Raw genomic sequence first — 18,684 nt, forward strand, 5'->3', positions numbered from 1 at the left:
CGCGCGGATGTCGGATGATTCCGGCCACATCCTCCGACATTCATCCGGATCTCCGACATTCGCGACCGACCGATCCACGGGTAGCATGCACAGCAGTGCCGGCGGCCCGAGCCGGCGAGACTGAGAACCACGTTGCGAGAGACCGAGTCCCGCAATCCGGAGGACTTCGATGACGAGGCCTGACGCCGCACCCGCACCCGCTCCCGAGACGACCCCCCGACCGCGCTGGGGTCGACGGATCGGGATCATCGCGTTCGCGGTGGTCGCGGGCGTGATCGTCCTCGCATTGATCGCCGCGAGCGTGATCACCTGGACGGTCGCGCGATCCTTCCCGCAGCGAGACGGCGAGATCGCGCTGACGGGCCTGTCCGCGGATGTCACCGTGGAGCGGGACGCGCTCGGCGTTCCGGTGGTCACAGCCGACTCGACGGACGATCTGTTCTTCGCGCAGGGCTACGTGCAGGCGCAGGACCGATTCTGGGAGATGGACTTCCGCCGCCATGTCACCAGCGGGCGCCTGTCGGAGCTGTTCGGCGAATCGCAGCTGGGCACCGATCTGTTCTTGCGCACCCTCGGCTGGCGTGCGATCGCCGAGGAGGAGGTCGCGGCGCTCGACGAGACGGTGCGCGGCTACTACGACGCATACGCCGAAGGCGTCAACGCCTATCTCGCCGACCACGACGGCGCGGAGGCGTCGTTCGAGTACGCGGTGCTGGGGCTGCAGAACCCCGACTACGAGATCGAACCGTGGACGGCGGCCGACTCGGTGGCGTGGTTGAAGGCGATGGCGTGGGATCTGCGGGCCAATATCGAAACGGAGGCGACCCGCGCTCTCGCCGCCCAGGACTTCACACCCGAACAGCTCGCGGTCCTCTACCCGGAGTACCCGTTCGAGGAGAACCCCGTGATCGTGCCGGAGATCGTCGAGCCTCCCGCAGCGGATCCCGACACCCAGACGGACGCCGACACGGCCGCCGCGTCCCTCCCGACGGCGGACGCCGACGCGGGGGCAGCCGTCGCGTGGACCGAGGTGGGCGACGTGGTCGAAGCGGTCAGTCTGCTCGTGGGAGGCGCGGGTGAAGGGATCGGCTCGAACTCGTGGGTGCTGTCGGGGCGGCTGACCGACACCGGCATGCCGCTGCTCGCGAACGACCCGCACCTCGGCGCGTCGCTCCCGAGCGTGTGGCATCAGATCGGACTGAAGTGCCGCACCGTCGACGACGCGTGCCCGTTCGACGTGGCGGGATACAGCTTCGCCGGGCTCCCCGGTGTGATCATCGGCCACAACGACCGCATCGCGTGGGGCTTCACCAATCTCGCCGCCGACGTCACGGACCTCTACGTCGAGCGGCTCGAGGGGGATGCGGCGTGGAAGGACGGTGAGCTGGTGCCGTTGGACGTGCGCACCGAGACCGTTCGAGTCGCCGGCGGTGACGACGTCGAGCTCACGATCCGGGAGACCGGCCACGGACCGATCATCTCCGACGTGTCGGCGCAGTACGCCGCGATCGCCGCGGATCCCTACGTCGGCACGTCGAACGAGGCAGCCCCGCCGACGGGGACCCCGGACGGTGAGTACGCGATCAGCCTGCGGTGGACCGCGCTGGACCCGGGCACGACTGCTTCGGCGATCTTCACCCTGAACACCGCGCAGGATTTCGCCGACTTCCGGGAAGCCGCGGCAGCCTTCGACGTCCCCGCGCAGAACCTCGTGTACGCCGACGTGGACGGCAATATCGGCTATCAGACTCCCGGACGCCTGCCGATCCGCGGAGAGGGCGACGGGGCGCTGCCGCACCCGGGCTGGGACTCGGCATACGACTGGGAGGGCTTCATCCCGTTCGAGGAGCTGCCGGTGGTCTACAACCCCGACGAGGGGTTCATCGTCACCGCCAACAACGCCCTGGTCGACGACGACTACCCGTATGCGCTCACCCGTGACTGGGACTACGGGTATCGCGCGGCGCGCATCACCGACATGATCGAGCGACGGGCCGCCAACGGCCCGCTCACCGCCGAAGACATGCGCCAGATCCAGGCCGACAACCAGTTCCAGCTCGGCATCCGGCTCTCCTCGGCCATGGCGGACATCCGAACCGGTGACGCGGATGTCGACGCCGCGCTCGACCTGCTGGCGACCTGGGACGCCCAGAACGACGCCGACTCCGCAGCCGCCGCGTTCGCCAACGTCCTGTGGGACGAGCTCGCCCAGAATCTGTTCACCCGCGAACGGGACACCCCCGCGCCGCTGTCGAACCAGAGCCGGCTGTTCCTGGTGGTCGACGACCTGCTCGCCGAGCCTGATGCGGAGTGGTGGGTCAACGAAGGCCTCGGTGTCGCCTCACAAGCCGAGATGCTGACGATCTCGGCCGAAGGCGCGTACGCCCGGTTGGTGAGCCTGCAAGGCGAGAACATGGCGCTGTGGAACTGGGGCGACCTGCACGCCCTGGAGCTGCGGAGCGACACGTTCGGCTCGTCCGGCATCGCACCGCTCGAGTGGCTCTTCAACCGCGGACCGGTCCCCGTCGGAGGTGGGGCTTCCGTGGCCAACGCGACCGGATGGGACCTCGGCGGCGGATTCGAGACCCTCACGGTGCCGTCGATGCGCATGGTCGTCGATCTCGGCGACCTCGACGCATCCGAGTGGCACCAGCTCACCGGCGTCAGCGGCCATGTCTTCCACGACAACTACATCGACCAGGTCGACCTGTGGCGCACCGTCGAGCTGGCGCCGTGGCCGTTCACCGCCGCCGCGGTGACCGCGAACGCCCGTCACACACTCACGCTCACTCCCGCCGACTGACCCGGGCCTGTCCCACCGATGTCGGAGGATCGCGCCGATGTCGGAGGATGCGCGCCGGATTCTCCGACATCGGGCCGGATCTCCGACATCCGCGGACGCCGGGGTCAGCCGCCGGCGCCGGGGGGTGTCTGGGTCGAACCGCCCAGCTCATCGACGATCAGACCCGGCTCGTCGACGGTGCCGTTGCGGTAGGCCTGGCGGCCGATGACATGCGCCGACAGCGGCGCCGTGGCCATCTGGATGAGGACGACCGGCACGAGGAAGGCGACCACCGGCCAGGACCGCAGCGACAACGCCACCGCGATGCAGATGAGGATGAGCCCCAGCACCTGGGGCTTGGTCGCCGCATGCAGACGCGCGGGTACGTCCTTCAAGCGCAGCAGCCCGATCGCCGCGGTCAGACACAGCACTGCCCCGAAGAGGATCAGCACGAGGGCGAGCACATCGACCCACCCGTCCGCCGGATACGCGGATTCGGTGATCGTCTCGGCCGAGACGGAGAGGGACAGCAAGGCGTTCATCGTTCGACGTTGTCCCTTCTCGCCACGAAGCGGGCGACCGTGATGGAGCCGAAGACGCCGATCGCGGCGATGATGAGCATGACCGGCAGCGAGCGCGTGTGTCCGTTGATGGCCATCTCGGCACCGAGGACGCACAGGATCTCGGTGAGCAGCACGTCGGAGGCCACCACGCGGTCGAGGATGGACGGTCCGACCACAACCCGATAGAGCGTCAGCAGGGCCGCCGTGGTGAAGACGGCGTAGATGGTGAAGAGCAGGATGTCGGTCATCGTCCCTCCCGGTCCTTCGCCTGGCGCGCGGCGTGTTTCGCCTCGCGTTCGGCCTCTCGGATCTGGGCGACCTGCGCGCGCGACCCCACCGCACGCACGATGCGACGCTCCCACACCAGCACGTGCTCGCGTTGATGCTCGACGTCGGTGAGGTTGCGCACGCCGAGCACATGGAGATACATCACCCGCCGGTCGCGGTCGATGTCGATCACGAGCGACCCGGGGATGAGCGAGGCTGTGATCGCGGTGTGGGTCATGATCAGGTCGTCGGCCACCACCGAGGGCACGGCGATGATCGCCGACGAGGGCACCGGCCGAGGGGAGATGACCTGCCACGCGACGGTGAGCGAGCCACGGACGAGGGCCGCCAGGAACGTGAGGATGAAGATCGCGCCGTACCAGAGGTTCACGCGACCCGAGAGCTCCACGGCCGGCAACCGGAAGACACGGGTGACGAAGACGGCCACGACCAGCCCCGTGAGGAAGGCGAGGAGGGTGAACTGACCCCACAGCAGCATCCACACCGCCACCAACCACAGCAGGAACGGCAGCTGGCGCCATGCCCGCACGAGCGCGCTGCGACGTGCGGTGCGGCGGTCCGCGACGGTGGTGGTCATGACTCCGACTCCATCTCGTCCTGCTCGAGCTGCACCAGGGTCATCGGCTCGAGCAGCGCCGAGCCGATGCGGGTGCACACGTCGTAGATGGGGCCGGCGAAGACGGTCAGCGCGACGGTGATGGCCACCATGCCGGTGGTGGATGCGGTCATGATGCGCGGGATGACACGGCGCTCGGTCTGCACCGAGGCCTCGGGCGCCGCGTCGAGGTACGAGATGCGCGCCTCCGTCTCGGCGGAGTCGTCCTCTTCGCGCCAGAACGACAGGTTCCAGGCCCGCATGAGGGCGTAGAGGGTCAGGAGGCTGGTCACGATGCCGCCGACCATCATCACCATCATGATCGGGGTGCCCACCTCGGCCGCGGCGTCGAACAGCGCGAACTTGCCGATGAAACCGGAGAACGGCGGGAGCCCGCCGAGGTTGATGGCGGGGATGAAGTAGAGCGCGGCGATCAACGGCGCCCCGCGCATGAGCCCCTTGACCCGCAGGATCGACGTCGACCCGGCCTGACGCTCGACCAGACCGACCGCGAGGAACAGGGTGGTCTGCACCACGATGTGGTGGACCATGTAGTAGATCGTGGCCCCGATCGACAGCGGCGTCGCGATCGCGAGACCGAACACCATGTAGCCGATGTGGCTGACGAGCGTGAACGAGAGGATGCGTTTGAGCTCGGCTTGGGCGAGCGCGCCGAGGATGCCGACGATCATCGTCGCCAACGCGGCGATCAGCAGGAGCAGGTTGAGGTCGTTGTCGAGGAACAGCTGCGACTCGGTGCGGATCATCGCGTACACGCCGACCTTGGTCAGCAGCCCGGCGAACACCGCCGTGACCGGCGCCGGCGCGGTCGGGTAGGAGTCGGGGAGCCAGAACGACAGCGGGAACACCGCGGCCTTGATCGCGAAGGCGATGAGCAGCAGGAAGTGCAGAACGGTCTGCGTCTCCTGCGGCAGCTCCCCCATCCGCTCGGCGATCTGCACCATGTTCACCGTGCCGAGTGCACCGTAGATCATCGCGATCGCCGCGAGGAAGAGGATCGACGAGACCAGAGAGACGACGATGTAGACGACGCCGGTCCGGATGCGTGACTCGGTGCTGCCGAGGGTGATGAGCACGTAGGAGGCGACGAGGAGGATCTCGAAACTGACGTAGAGGTTGAACAGGTCGCCCGCGATGAACGCGTTGAAGATCCCCGCCGAGAGGATCAGGTAGGACGGGTGGAAGATCGACACCGGGGTGTCGTCGTCGCCGTCGGCGGCGCCCTGACCGACGGAGAAGAGAAGCACCGCGAGCAGCACGATGCTCGAGACGACGATCAACAACGCGGACAGGCGGTCGACGTACAGCACGATTCCGAACGGGATCGGCCAACCGCCGACGGAGACGGCCAACGGTGATCCGCCGATGTCGACGACGACCAGCAGCACGGCGGCGATGGCGGCGACGACGGTCAACGTCACCACCGACACGGCGACCTGCACGCGTCGGTGCTTTCCGGCGATCAGCGCGATCGCCGCACCCAGCAGCGGCAGGGTCACCAGGAGCGGAACGAGGGCGATCATGCGTCGTCCTCCTTCTTCTCGTCGGGCTCGGCGGTGGCGGTGTCGGATGCGCGGGTGCGCGGCCGGTCGACCGGGGCGTCGTCGCGGATGCCCGGGAAGTCGCGCGCGTGCACGACCCGGATGGGCGAGGTGACGGTGCCGATGAAGTCGGTGGTGCTGTCGTCGTCTTCGAGCTCGGTCTCGTCGTCCATGACCTCCTCGGTCTCGGCGTCCCGAGCGCGCACGGCGAGGTCGGCCTCGTCATCCTGCACGGTGTCGGCCTGACCCAGCTGCCAGGAGCGGTAGATGAGGGCGAGGAGGAACGCGGAGATCGCGAAGGTGATCACGATGGCCGTGAGCATGAGTGCCTGCGGCAGCGGATCGCTCATCTCGTCGGATTCACCGGCACCGTAGAACGGGGCGATCCCGGGCTGCCCGATGACGATGAGCAGCAGCAGGTTCGCGGCGTTGCCCAGCAACAGGAAGCCGATGAGCACGCGAGTGAGGCTGCGCTCGAGCATGGCGTAGACGCCGCAGGCGAACAGGACGGCCATGATGATGATCAGGACCAGCGAGACGGTCATCGCACACTCACCGCCTCGCTCCGCTGCGCGGTGGCCTGACGATCGACCTCGGCTCCGAGGCTGCGCAGCACATCCAGCACCAGTCCGACCACGACGAGGTAGACGCCGATGTCGAACACCGTCGACGTGACGAATTCGACATGCCCGAGCAGATCGGTCTCGGCCTCGACGAACCAGCGGGTCAGCGGCGGCGCGCTGAACAGCAGCGGCACGATCGCGCACGCCACGGCGATGGTCATGCCGACCCCGAGCAGGCGTCCGGCGTCGGTGGGCGCGGCGGCGCCGAGTTCATAGCGACCGCCGGCGACGTAGCGCATCACGAGTGCCATCCCGGCCACGAGACCACCGGCGAAGCCTCCGCCGGGGAGGTTGTGGCCGGCGAACAGCAGGTAGAGCGAGACGACGATGATCGTGTGGAAGAGGATGCGCACGACCACTTCCAGCATCATCGAGCGGTTCTCGGCGCGGACGCGCGTCCCCCCGAGCAGCCATGCGAGGCGGCGACCTTCGGAGGTGTCGGTGCGCGGCTTGATCCCCTCGTCGGTCTCGATGAGCGGCTGGCGTCGGGCATCCAGACGCGGCAGCGGCGCGGTGAACTCCGACAGGGTGTCGGCGCGGTGCGTGACGAACACGAGCGAGGCCACACCGGTCGCGGCGAGCACGAGCACCGACAGCTCACCCATCGTGTCCCACCCGCGGATGTCGACGAGGGCGACGTTGACGACGTTCTTCCCGTGACCGACGTCGTAGGCGAGGTCGGGCCACTCGCCTGAGATCGGGTCGGCGGTGCGCGACGCGGTGGCCACGATCGCGACGGCCGCCATCGTCACCCCCACCGCCGCGCCGAGCACGGCCCGCGCGATGGGGCGCACCGAGGCGTTGTGCTGACCGAGGCGCGAGGGGATGCGGCGCAGGACGAGCGCGAAGGCCACGAGCGTGACCGTCTCGACGAGGATCTGCGTCAGGGCAAGGTCTGGAGCACCGCTGGAGGCGAAGAGCAGGACCATCCCGAACCCGGTGACCGAGACGAGGACGACGCCGGTGAACCGCTTGCGTGCTCGCACCGCGATGAGTCCCGCGATGATCATGATGGGCGCGACCAGAAGCTGCATCGGCGTCTGGAAGGCGGCGAGCTCGGCCTTCCACTCCGCGCCCGAGAACAGCGCCACCGATTCGCCGACGACGAGCACGATGAAGATCGTGCCGACGTAGATGGGCAGCGATCCGCGCTGGGTGAGGCTGGTGACCTGCACCGACAGGCGCGCCACGCCCCGCAGGGCGGCGTTGTAGACGTCGGGCGCCCCGAACGGCAGCATCTTGGTGCCCCACGGGCGCCTCTTGGTGCTCCAGAACACCCAGGCGCCGAGCGCGAGTGTGCCGAGGGAGATGAACAGAGCCGGTTCGAGACCGTGCCAGAGCTCGAGGTGGTAGGTGTACTCCGGCGCCTCGAGCCCGGGGGACGCCGCCGGCGCCGTGTCGGCGTAGGGGGCGAGCACCGCGTCGAGCAGGGGGGCGGCGATCCCCGCAGCGAGGGTGAGGAGGGCCAGCACCACCGGGGAGGCGACGAATCCGGCGCGGGGGCGCGGCCACTCGACCGTGTCGAGGGTCTGCCCGTCCGCGTCGCGTTTGGTCCAGAACGCGCCCCAGATGAAGCGGATGCCGTACCCGACCGTGAACACCGACCCGAGTGTCACGCCGATCAGCGCGATGATCGCGTAAGGCGCCCCCTGCAGGGCTTCGTCCAGCAGCGCCGTCAGCGCCGCCTCCTTCGCCACGAAACCCAGGGTCGGGATGACGCCGGACATCGAGGCGATGGTGACGATGCTGACCGTCGCGAGGACGGGAGTCTGCCGACCCAGGCCGCTGATCTCGCGGATGTCACGCGTCGAGAGCTGGTGGTCGATGATGCCGACCACCAGGAACAGCGCCGACTTGAACAGGGCATGGGCCAGTAGCAGCGCCAGGCCGGCGAGGACCGCATCTCGCGTGCCGTAGCCGAGCACCACCGTGAGGAACCCCAGTTGGCTCACCGTCCCGAACGCGAGGATGCGCTTGAGGTCGGTCTCGCGCAGGGCCTGGAACCCGCCGAGCAGCATCGTGAAGACGCCCAGCCCGATCACGATCGGCTGCCACACCGGGGAGAAGGCGAAGACCGGCGCGAACCGGGCGATCAGGTAGATGCCGGCCTTGACCATGGCCGCCGCGTGCAGGTAGGCGCTGACCGGCGTGGGAGCGGCCATGGCCCCGGGCAGCCAGAAGTGGAACGGGAAGATCGCCGACTTCGACAGCGCACCGACCAGGAGCATCACCAGCGCCGCATCCACGATCGGCCCGGTCGGAGCCTCGGCGAGGATCGTGGTGATGCTCGACGTACCGGCGTCGACCACCAGCAGCACGACGCCGATCAGCATGACGAGGCCGCCGAGCGTCGTCACCAGCAACGCCTGCAGGGCCGCGCGCCGACTGGCCGCTCGGCGGTTGTAGTAGCCGATGAGCAGGTATGACAGGACGCTGGTGACCTCCCACAGCATCACGAGGACGACGAGGTCGTCGGTGAGCACGAGACCGTACATCGCGCCGGCGAAGGCGAGGAGCACCGCGCTGAACTGTCCGAGACCGGCCCCGCCGTCGGCGAAGTACCACCGGCAGTAGAGCATGACGAGCGCACCGACGCCGGTGACGATGAGGGTCATGAGCCACGACAGGGTGTCCATGCGCATCGACAGGTCGATGCCCAGTGGCGCGATCCACGGGACGGATTCGAAGGGCACGGCTCCCGCAGCGATCTGCTGCGTCTGCAGGATCGCCTGTACGAACGCGGCGGCCGGGAGGAGCGCGGCGATGAAGAACGCGCGCGAACCGAGACGGTGGACCAGCCACGGCATCGCCAGCGGGAGGATTGCGAACGCGGCAAGGAGGACCAGCACGGCGGCCTCCTCGGAGTCGTCAGCCGGACGGTGCACGTCATCGGCTCGGGCGATAGGGGGTCTGAGTCCCTACTCTACCGGGCGCACCCCACAAGGACGCGTCGCCCTCTACTGTGGGTGGCGGGAGGGGATCGGGGTGGAACGGGACGACCTGCAGGAGCAGGGGTCGACCTCGCCCACGCCGGCCCCGTCCGAGGGATGGATGCGCGCCTTCCGTTCGGATGCGCGGGCGCTGCTCGGAGACCCCGTCGCGGTGCGAGGACTGGTCAGCGCCGCGATCGGCACCGTGATCCTGCTGCTTCCCGCCGCGACGACGACTCTCGTGTCGTTCGTGGTCATCGGGTTGATGTTCCTCGCGGGAGGCATGGATGTCTTCTACGCCCTCACGGGGCGGCGCTGGTTCGGCGGACGGACGCCGCGGCTTCTCGCGGCACCCCGGGGACTGGCGGCGATCGCCTTCGCTGCCGCGATGGTGTTCCTCACGGTGCTCGGCGCCGGGGTGGTCACGCTCAGCCTGACCGTCGGCGTGCTCGGTCTCTATCTGGCCGTCCGCGGTGTGATCAGTGTCGTCGCGGCCGTGATGAACCGTCGCCGCCGCGACCCCGTGCCGGGACTCGCGCGCGGCGGCGTGGCGATCCTGCTCGCGGTGCTGGCCCTCACCGTCCCCTCCTCGGTGGTCACGGCCTCGATCGTGACCGTCGCGACCGCGGCGCTGCTGCTCGGCCTCGTCATGATCGCGTGGGCGTTCCGCGGCCCCTCCGCCGGGTCGGGCCTCGACCCGGCGACCGCGACGGTGCCCGAGGTGGTCTGGGACTGGATCGTCGGCGCCGACATCGGCCGCAAGGAGCGCTCGGCGCAGGCCGCGACGCTCTATTTCGAGCGACCGGGGCGCCGCAACAAGCTCGGGACGTGGTGGGTGATGCTCATCCTCTCGGTGGCGATCGCGTCCTTCGCGGTCATCGCCGATTCCACCGCGGTGGTGATCGGGGCGATGCTCGTCGCACCACTCATGACGCCGATCCTGGGGCTGGCGGGAGCGATGGTCAACGGCTGGGCCCGCCGCGCGCTGCACTCGGCGGTGCTCGTGGCCGCGGGGACCATCGCCTCGATCGTGCTGGCCTACGGCATCGCCGGGTGGTCTCCGGTGGCGATCTCGTTCGCCACCAACTCGCAGATCACCTCCCGCGTCTCACCGAACACGGTCGACCTGCTCATCGCGATCGCCGCGGGCGCGGCGGGCGCCTTCGCGACGGTGAACTCCCGCGTGGCCAGCGGCATCGCCGGGGTCGCGATCGCGGTCGCCCTGGTGCCGCCGCTGGCGGTGGTGGGCATCTCCCTGAACGGCGGGCGGTTCGACGATGCGAGCGGCGCGGCGCTGCTGTTCCTGACGAACTTCGTCGCGATCGTCTTGGCCGCTGCGCTGGTGTTCGTGCTGACCGGCTTCGCGCGACCGTTCGCGCTGCGCCACCGGCCGCGACAGCTGCTGTCGACCGTCGCCCCGGTCCTCGCCGGGGCGGCGATCATCCTCGTGCCGTTGATGACCAACGCCGAAAGCCTGCTCCACTCCGAGACGCGGGCGCGCGAGGCGACGGCGACCGTGACGGAGTGGCTCGGATCGGACACGGAGTTCGTGATCACCGATGTCAGGGTCGAGGACGACACGGTCGCGGTCGATCTGACGGGTCCGGGCTCCACTCCCGCGCCGTCCGATCTTCTGGACGCGCTCCAGGATGATTTCCTCGAGCCGGTCGGACTCGATCTCCACGTGACTCCCGTGGATGTGACGCAGCTCGATCCTCCGTCGTGAGGATCAGTGCCCCGGAACCTCGGCGGTCGTATTCCCCACGCGGAATTCACAGGTGTAGGTGATCGCGGGGGGTGGTTCACCCTCGAGCATCGCCGCGACGGCGCGTCCGGCGGCGCGCCCTTTCTCGACCGCGGGCTGGACGAGGGTGGTCAGTTCGTAGGGCGCCAGGCCATCGACGACGACGCCGTCGAACCCGGTGATGCTCACGTCGGCCGGCACGCGGAGCCCGAGGTCCTCGGCCGCACGCACGGCACCGGCGGCGAGCAGATCGCTCTGTGCGATGATCGCGGTCGGGCGGTCCGGCGCGGGCATGTCGAGGATCTCCCGCGCGGCGAGGAAACCCTCATCCATCGAGCTGGCCTCGGCCGCGTACGCGGGGGCTGACGCGAAGACCTCGCGGGCACCGAGAAGGCGTTCACGGGTGACGTCGATCTCCAGGGGTTCCGAATCGACGATCCACCCCCTCGGACGCGCGGCTCGTGTGGGCAGGGTCAGCAGTGCGACCCGCTCGTGTCCGAGAGAGGCGAGGTGGCTGGCGGCCTGGCGTTGCGCATCCCGGTTGTCGAGCATGATGCGGGGTACGCCCTCACCCGCGTCGCCCTCGATGACGACCACGGGGATGCCCCGCGCCGCCACCGCGTCGAGCGACTCGCGCAACAGTCCGCTGCATCCGATGAGGACGGCGGCGTCGATCGGAGCGGTCGTCAGCGTCGGACCGGTGCCCGAGGGGTCGTGATCGCGCAGGAGCAGCAGGCCGGCACCGATCGGTGCGACGCCGTCGGTCAGGCCGTCCATCATGAGGGTCTTGACCGGGTCGAGGAACGCCGTGCCGAGATGCTCTTCGAAGACCACCGCGACGATCCCGCTGCGGCCTCGTCGGAGGGACGCCGCGCGCGGGTCGGGACCCGCGTAGCCCAGGCGTTCGGCGGCCTCCAGGACCTTCGCGCGGGTGGCCTCGGTGACGGCGGTCTTGCCGCTGAAGACCACCGAGGCCGTCGACGGCGAGACGCGCGCCTCTCGGGCGACGTCGGCGATCGTGGCTCTCCGGGCGCTCATCGTGCGTCGATGCTAGCGCGCACGTCCCGAATCGTTTCGATTCGAATCGATTCGACGGTACGATGGTCGCCATGGATCAGCCCCTCACCCGCGCCCAGTACGTGCGCTGGCGCACGGCCGTGTTCGCGATCTTCCTCGCCAGCGGACTGAGCATCGCGACATGGGCTTCACGCGTCCCCGACATCAAGGACGCGCTCGGCATCGACAACAGCCAGATCGGTCTGCTGCTGCTCGGAATGGGAATCGCCTCCATCGTCGGACTGTCGATGGCGTCGGTGATCATCGCCCGCGTCGGCACGCGGCGCGGGATGCTCGGTTCGATGCTCGTCTTCGCCGCCGGGGTCGCGCTCGTAGGGCTCGGAACGGACGTGTGGGGTTCCTTCCCCGTCGTCGTCGCGGGATTGGCGCTGTTCGGCTTCGGCAACGGTGCCGTCGACGTGATGATGAACGTCGAGGGCGCCGCCATCGAGAGCCACTCGGGCAAGACGATCCTCCCCCTCTTCCACGCCTTCTTCTCCTTCGGCACCGTCATCGGGGCGAGCCTCGGCGCCCTGGCTGCAGCCCTCCGCGTCGGGGTCGCCGTCCACGCGCTCGTGATCGCGGGCACGATCGTCCTGATCGCCGTGGTGTCATTCGCGAACGTCCCCGTGCGCGAGCAGGCCGGCGATCCCGTCGCCGCCGAGCCCGGGTGGCGCGAGCGTCTCGCGGTGTCCTTGTCGGCCTGGCGCGAACCCCGCACGTATGCGCTGGGTGTGATCATGCTCGGAATGTCGTTCGCCGAGGGCGGGGCGAACGACTGGCTCGCTCTCGGCGTCAGCGAAGCGCACGGCGGCGGGGCGACGCTCGGAGCCGCGGCGCTGGCCGTGTTCTCGGTCGCGATGACGGTCGTTCGCGTGTTCGGCGGCCCACTCGTCGACCGCTTCGGGCGCGTGGCGACGCTCCGCGTGCTCTCTGCGGCGGCGGCCGTCGGCATCCTGCTGTTCATCCTGGCGCCGAACCTTCCCCTGGTCTTCGTGGGGGCCGCCCTGTGGGGCGTGGGCGCTTCGCTCGGCTTCCCCCTCGGCATGTCGGCCGCCGCGGACGACCCCGCCAAGGCCGCCGCGCGCGTCAGCGCCGCGGCGACGATCGGCTACGTCGCCTTCCTCGCCGGTCCCCCGGCCCTGGGCTTCATCAGCGACCAGATCGGGCTGCTGAACACGCTCTACATCCTCGTGGCGCTCGTCGTGGCCTCCGGTATCGCCTCCGGCGCCGCCCGTCCGATCGCCGGCTCGACCGTGGGTGCCGGTAACCCGCACGAGCGCATCCGCTGACGACGGGGCGTAGGCTCTTCGGGTGCGTCTCGTCATCGCCCGCTGCTCGGTCGACTACACCGGACGGCTCAATGCCCACCTGCCGCTTGCGACCCGTCTGCTGGTCCACAAGGGCGACGGAAGCCTCCTGGTCCACTCCGACGGCGGGTCGTACAAGCCGCTGAACTGGATGAGTCCGCCGTGCCGACTCGAGGTCGAGGAACCCGATGAGGAGTCGGCGAGCGCCGGCGTGCAAGAGCACTGGCGCGTCACCCACGCCAAATCCGGCGACGCGCTGCTCGTGCGCATCTACGAGGTTCTCCACGACACCTCCCACGAACTGGGAATCGACCCCGGCCTGCAGAAGGACGGCGTCGAGGCCGACCTGCAGCGCCTGCTGGCCGAACAGGTCGAGGTGATCGGCGAAGACCTGACCCTCGTGCGGCGGGAGTTCCCGACGGCGATCGGCCCGGTGGACCTCCTGCTGCGCGACCCCACCGGCGGCACGATCGCCGTCGAGGTGAAGCGCCGCGGAGACATCGACGGCGTGGAGCAGCTCACCCGGTACCTGGATCTCCTCGGACGCGATCCGCACCTCTCCCCGGTGACGGGCGTCTTCGCCGCGCAGGAGATCAAGCCGCAGGCCCGGGTGCTCGCCACCGATCGCGGCATCCGTTGCGTCACCCTCGACTACGAGGGCATGAAGGGCATCGAGTCCGGCGCCCCCCGTCTGTTCTGACCGCACACCGGCGCTCCGCCGCAGTCCGGCCCCGTAGGCTGGGACCATGGCGACGCGATCCCCCTGGACCTGCATCCTCTGGGATGTCGACGGCACGATCGTGGATGCGTCCGACGGCATTCTGCGCCGTCTCACGATCGCCCTCGAGCACTTCGGAAAGCCGAAGCCGACCCGCGCGGAACTGGCGCATTGGATCGGCCCGCCGATGTACGAGTCCTTCCAGGCGAACGTCGGCATGAGCCCCGAAGAAGCCGCGGAGGCCGTCGCGTTCTACCGCACGCTGGGCAAGGCCGATGGCTACACGACCGGCGCGAAGCTCTTCCCCGGTGTCGGCGAACTCATCCACGAGGCGCACGCATGCGGGATCCCACAGGCCACGGCCAGCTCGAAGCCCGAGAACCAGGTCGTCGCCCTCATGGACCACTTCGACCTCGCCCCCTGCTTCACCGCAACGGTCGGTTCGACGCCGGACGAGAGAACCCTCGCCACGAAGGCCGACATCGTCGCGGAGGCCCTGCGACGACTCGCTTCGGCCGGGGTCGACACCTCTCGACCGGTTCTGATCGGCGACCGCCACCACGACGTCGAGGGCGGCGCCGCCCATGACGTTCCGGTGATCTTCGTGGGGTGGGGCTTCAGCTGGCCGCACGAGTCCGAGGGCGCCCAGGCGTCCGTGGAGACCGTCGACCGGCTGCGCGACCTGCTGCTGCTCACCGACGCGGACGCCTAAGGGTCGACGATGGATGACGTCGCCGCCGAGGTGGTCGGCTGGGTGATCCCGGCGATCGTCGTCTTCGGTGTCGCCGCGCTCGCGCTGGCCGTCACCGTCTGGGCGATCCGGCGCGCCCGCCGCTCCCCCGCCGCGCGCCGTCGCGCCGATCAGGAGCGGCTCGATGCCGGCGCCGTCTTGGTCCGCCTCGATGACGCCATCGCGGAGCTCGAGCTGGAAGTGGGCCTGTCCGGTGCGCTCTACGGCGGCGACGCCCCCGCATCGCTTCGGCGCGCTCGATTGACCGCCCAGCACACCCGGGACGCCGGCTTCGACCTCTACCGCGCGATCTCGCTTCCCACCGCCACGCCCGTGGAGGTTCGCCGCGGCGCCAAGCGCATCCGGGAGCAGGCCGACAAAGCGGCCGTCGCCATCCGTCACGCACGCTCGGACCACGTGGAGTGGATGGGGCGTCACGTCACCGCCGGTTCCCAGTTGGCATCGACGCGGCGTCGCCTCGACGACCTCCGGGCCTCGATGGGGGAACCGGGTCCACTGCTCGATCAGCTCGCGGCGACGTTCGCCGAAGACGAATGGCGCGCCGCGTCCGACGCGGCCACCAATGCCGTCACCGAGGCGGCCGAAGCGCAGGTCCGCCTCGACGCGGCCGCCGAGGCGGTCGAAGATCCCTCACGCAACGCGCTGGCCGACATCGCCGCCGCCGAGCGCGCCCTCCGCCAGGCCGAGACGGACGCGCGCGCCTTCGAGGAGGCCTACCGGCTGATCACCCAGGCGTCGCAGGCCCTCCCCGGCGAGTTCGAGGCCACACGCACAGCGATGCGACAGGCCGTGCTCTCGCGCAGCACCCTGCCTCCGGACGACGCCGACCGCCTGGCCGACGAGGTTCGCGCCATCGAGGTCGAGCTGAACACCCTCGAACGCGACGCGGCCCGACGCCCGACGTGGGCGATCGACCGTATCGCGCGCCTCCGCGACCGCCTCGACCTGGCGATGGGCGACGCGCGGACCGCGCAGCAACGTCTCCGCGGCGCACGCAGCGCCCTCCCCGGCACGCTCGCGGCAGCGCGCAACGCGGTGGCCATGGCAGAGGCCGTCGCGACCCACACCCACGGCAGTGCGGATGCCCGATCTCGGCTGCGTTCCGCACAGCGCGAACTGGCCAACGCCCGCGCGTCGGCCGACCCGGTCACCGCCCTCGACGCCGCGCGGCGCGCGATGCGCGAGGCGGAGGACGCCAAGGCCCTCGCCGACTACGAACGCCTGCACGGTCGGTGACCCCGGCCTCCCGGTCGACGGCTTCGGCTGTCGATAGGGTGAGGGCCATGAGCGAGGCCCCCGCGCGAGCGCCCCACCCGGTCCGGGTGTTCCTGCGCCGCATCCCGGCAACCCTGACTTTCGTGGCCGCGCTGCTGGCGGTCGGCGTGATCTGGGGCGGCCTGTGGTCGCCGTTCGAAGACACCGACCTGTTCGACGCGGTCGCCTACGGTCTGCCCGCCTTCGCCGAAGGACGCTGGTGGACGGTGGTCACGGGCACCTTCTTCGTCAATCAGCCGTGGGTGTACATCTTCACGCTCGCCAGCTTCGCCGGCATGGCCTACCTGGAGTTCCGCCGCGGTACGCGCGTCGCGCTGCTCTACTACTGGATCGGGCAACTGTTCGCGGTGTTCGCCACCGCCCTCGTCCTGTGGCTTGCCGCACTGGCGCCCTGGGAGTGGGCACAGACGCAGGCCGCCGCGCTGGACGTGGGCGCATCCGGCGGCACCATGGCGTGCATCGCCGCGGCGGTGGGACTGTTCGCATCGCCGTGGCGTGTCCGCGCGTGGCTGCTGCTGCTCGCGCTGTCGTTCCTCGCCCTGCTGTTCTGGGGCCACATCGCCGATGTCGAGCACCTGCTCGCCGTGCTGTTGATCATGTTCGTGGATCGTTCGCTGACCATTCAGCGCTCCAGCGTGCGCGAGCAGCGCTTCCTGGCGTTCTTCGGCATGGTGGTCATCGGGGCGATCCAGGTCATCGTCCTCCTCGTGCCGACCGACGGCATGTTCGGTCCGACCGAGCCCGCTTCGGGCGGCTACATCGACGCGGCCGTCGACGTCGTGATCATCCTGCTGGTGGCCAACGGAATGCGCCGCGGTCGACGCTGGGCGTGGGTCGTGAGCATCATCCTGGCCTCTCTCAACGTGCTGACGGGCGCCCTCGTGCTGACGATCATCAGCGTCTCCAGCGAGGCTGACCTGGAGTCCCTCATCGATGCCGAGACCGAGCTGGCGATGGCCAGCGCCGTCATGTGGCTGCTCATGCTGGTCTACATCCTCTGGGTGCGCGGCGCGTTCGCGGTGCGCCGCCGAACGCGTCTCGGCGCCGAGACGCCGCCGACGGTCGATGAGGTGAAAGACATCATCCGCGCCGACGGCGGCGGCACCCTGTCGTGGATGACCACGTGGGATGACATGTCCTACGCGCACATCGCCGGTGGCGTCGTCGGCTTTCAGAGTCGTCGAGGAGTCGCCATCGCGCTCGGCGATCCGCTTGGGCCGGAGCCGCTCCGACCCGGCGTCGTCCGCGGGTTCATCGACGCAGCGGAGCGCGCCGCTCTCGTGCCGTGCTTCTTCAGCGCGGGCGAGGCCACGCGCGCGGCCATGCCCGACGGCTGGCGCTCCCTCGTCGTCGCCGACGACACGATCGTGGACCTGCCCGGGCTGGAGTTCAAGGGCAAGGCATGGAACTCGGTCCGCTCCTCGATGAATCGCGCGGGTCGGGAGGAGATGACCTTCGTCATGTCCCGCTATACCGACCAGCCGTGGGGTGTGCAGCAGCAGATCCGAGCCATCTCGGAGATGTGGGTCGGCGACAAGGGCCTGCCCGAGATGGGATTCACGCTGGGCACCCTCACCGAGGCCCGCGACCCGGAGGTGAGGCTCGCACTCGCCCTGTCTCCCCGCGGGGACGTCGACGGCTTCCTGTCGTGGTTGCCGGTCTACGGGCGAGGCGGCGTGGTCCGCGGATACACCCTCGACCTGATGCGGCGTCGCGAGGGCGGCTTCCCACCCGTGATGGAGTTCCTGATCGGCTCCTCCGCGAAGCACTTCGCCGAGGAGGGTGCCGAGATCCTGTCGCTGTCAGGGGCACCCCTCGCCCACGAGGAACCGGCGGACGCGGGCCTGATCGCCGACCTCACCGACAGGCTGGCCGCGACCCTCGAACCCGTGTACGGATTCCGATCCCTGCACCGCTTCAAGCAGAAGTTCAATCCGCGCTACGAGACGATGTACCTGCTGTACCGCGATGAGGGGGATCTTCCCGCCATCGCCGCCGGTCTGACCAAGGCCTTCCTGCCCGACGCGACGCTGCGGCAGTTCGCGGGCGCGGGGATGGAACTGGTGCGCGGCGACCACGGCTGACGCCCGGCCCGAGATACCCGGACCGGGCGACGCCGGTGTTCTGCGCCGAACCGGCGCGTCACACAGACTCAGAGGGGCCGGATGGCCTCCGCCTGCAGGCCCTTGGGGCCCTGGGCGATCTCGAACTCGACCCGCTGGTTCTCTTCGAGGGAGCGGTATCCCTTGGACTCGATCGCGGTGTAGTGCGCGAAGACGTCTGCGCCGCCTTCATCCGGAGCGATGAAGCCGAAGCCCTTCTCCGCGTTGAACCACTTGACCGTACCCTGCGTGCTCATTACTTGCCGTTCTTGCTGGGCGTCCGCGCACGTTCGGCGCGAATCACCGTCCACGCTACTGGTGGTGCCCCGTCAGCACACCCCCCGTTTCAGACAGTGACGAAAACGTTGCCAAATCAGCGTCCTCG

The 18,684-nt window shown here is 69.5% G+C and carries 15 protein-coding genes; 7 read left to right on the plus strand and 8 right to left on the minus strand.

Annotated elements, in window-relative coordinates; all coding sequences use genetic code 11:
* Positions 1-169: 169 nt before the first annotated feature.
* Positions 170-2,803 carry a penicillin acylase family protein gene (locus RZO50_RS04015; protein ID WP_322598394.1) on the plus strand — a complete coding sequence of 878 codons (2,634 nt, stop codon included), beginning with the start codon at positions 170-172 and terminating at the stop codon, positions 2,801-2,803.
* A 104-nt stretch (positions 2,804-2,907) separates the two neighbouring features.
* On the opposite strand, the gene mnhG is transcribed toward RZO50_RS04015, so the two are convergent.
* Genes mnhG through RZO50_RS04045 form a run of 6 tightly spaced genes read right to left on the minus strand, consistent with a single transcriptional unit; the run spans position 2,908 to position 9,262 of the window.
* Complete coding sequence (gene mnhG, locus RZO50_RS04020; RefSeq protein ID WP_322598395.1) at positions 2,908-3,324, minus strand: monovalent cation/H(+) antiporter subunit G; 417 nt, start codon at positions 3,322-3,324, stop codon at positions 2,908-2,910.
* Entirely contained in the window at positions 3,321-3,593 is a 273-nt protein-coding gene (locus RZO50_RS04025; protein ID WP_322598396.1) for an MrpF/PhaF family protein, read from the minus strand. The genes mnhG and RZO50_RS04025 overlap by 4 nt, the downstream gene beginning before the upstream one ends.
* Positions 3,590-4,210, minus strand: a complete 621-nt coding sequence (locus tag RZO50_RS04030) for a Na+/H+ antiporter subunit E (RefSeq protein ID WP_322598397.1) — start codon at positions 4,208-4,210, stop codon at positions 3,590-3,592. The genes RZO50_RS04025 and RZO50_RS04030 overlap by 4 nt, the downstream gene beginning before the upstream one ends.
* Positions 4,207-5,772, minus strand: coding sequence for a Na+/H+ antiporter subunit D (locus RZO50_RS04035; RefSeq protein WP_322598398.1), 1,566 nt, complete (start codon positions 5,770-5,772; stop codon positions 4,207-4,209). Before RZO50_RS04035 ends, RZO50_RS04030 begins: the two co-directional genes overlap by 4 nt.
* Positions 5,769-6,335, minus strand: a complete 567-nt coding sequence (locus RZO50_RS04040; RefSeq protein ID WP_322598399.1) for a Na(+)/H(+) antiporter subunit C — start codon at positions 6,333-6,335, stop codon at positions 5,769-5,771. The genes RZO50_RS04035 and RZO50_RS04040 overlap by 4 nt, the downstream gene beginning before the upstream one ends.
* Positions 6,332-9,262: a Na+/H+ antiporter subunit A gene (locus tag RZO50_RS04045; protein ID WP_322598746.1), complete on the minus strand. Its 2,931-nt coding sequence runs from the start codon at positions 9,260-9,262 to the stop codon at positions 6,332-6,334. Before RZO50_RS04045 ends, RZO50_RS04040 begins: the two co-directional genes overlap by 4 nt.
* A gap of 136 nt (positions 9,263-9,398) precedes the next feature.
* Here RZO50_RS04045 and RZO50_RS04050 point away from each other — a divergent pair, with 136 nt between their 5' ends.
* The gene (locus RZO50_RS04050) at positions 9,399-11,069 is read left to right on the plus strand and encodes a DUF389 domain-containing protein (RefSeq protein WP_322598400.1); all 1,671 of its coding nucleotides are present in this window, start codon (positions 9,399-9,401) and stop codon (positions 11,067-11,069) included.
* Positions 11,070-11,072: 3 nt separating this feature from the next.
* On the opposite strand, the gene RZO50_RS04055 is transcribed toward RZO50_RS04050, so the two are convergent.
* Entirely contained in the window at positions 11,073-12,125 is a 1,053-nt protein-coding gene (locus RZO50_RS04055) for a LacI family DNA-binding transcriptional regulator (protein ID WP_322598401.1), read from the minus strand.
* Between the two features lie 71 nt (positions 12,126-12,196).
* Between RZO50_RS04055 and RZO50_RS04060 the strand changes: the two genes are divergently transcribed.
* From RZO50_RS04060 to RZO50_RS04080, 5 genes are read left to right on the plus strand one after another with little or no spacing between them, the layout of a single operon-like run.
* Positions 12,197-13,435, plus strand: coding sequence for an MFS transporter (locus tag RZO50_RS04060; protein ID WP_322598402.1), 1,239 nt, complete (start codon positions 12,197-12,199; stop codon positions 13,433-13,435).
* Positions 13,436-13,457: 22 nt separating this feature from the next.
* Positions 13,458-14,153: an endonuclease NucS gene (gene nucS, locus RZO50_RS04065; RefSeq protein WP_322598403.1), complete on the plus strand. Its 696-nt coding sequence runs from the start codon at positions 13,458-13,460 to the stop codon at positions 14,151-14,153.
* Positions 14,154-14,199: 46 nt separating this feature from the next.
* On the plus strand, positions 14,200-14,883 hold the full coding sequence (locus RZO50_RS04070) for an HAD hydrolase-like protein (protein WP_322598404.1): 684 nt from the start codon (positions 14,200-14,202) through the stop codon (positions 14,881-14,883).
* Positions 14,884-14,892: 9 nt separating this feature from the next.
* Entirely contained in the window at positions 14,893-16,158 is a 1,266-nt protein-coding gene (locus RZO50_RS04075; protein ID WP_322598405.1) for a hypothetical protein, read from the plus strand.
* A 47-nt stretch (positions 16,159-16,205) separates the two neighbouring features.
* Positions 16,206-18,281, plus strand: coding sequence for a bifunctional lysylphosphatidylglycerol flippase/synthetase MprF (locus RZO50_RS04080; RefSeq protein WP_322598406.1), 2,076 nt, complete (start codon positions 16,206-16,208; stop codon positions 18,279-18,281).
* A gap of 68 nt (positions 18,282-18,349) precedes the next feature.
* Here the strand turns inward: RZO50_RS04080 and RZO50_RS04085 are convergent, their stop codons facing one another.
* On the minus strand, positions 18,350-18,556 hold the full coding sequence (locus tag RZO50_RS04085; protein WP_071044236.1) for a cold-shock protein: 207 nt from the start codon (positions 18,554-18,556) through the stop codon (positions 18,350-18,352).
* Positions 18,557-18,684: the final 128 nt, after the last annotated feature.

This window comes from Microbacterium xanthum (assembly GCF_034531355.1).
Classification (GTDB): Bacteria; Actinomycetota; Actinomycetes; order Actinomycetales; family Microbacteriaceae; genus Microbacterium; species Microbacterium xanthum.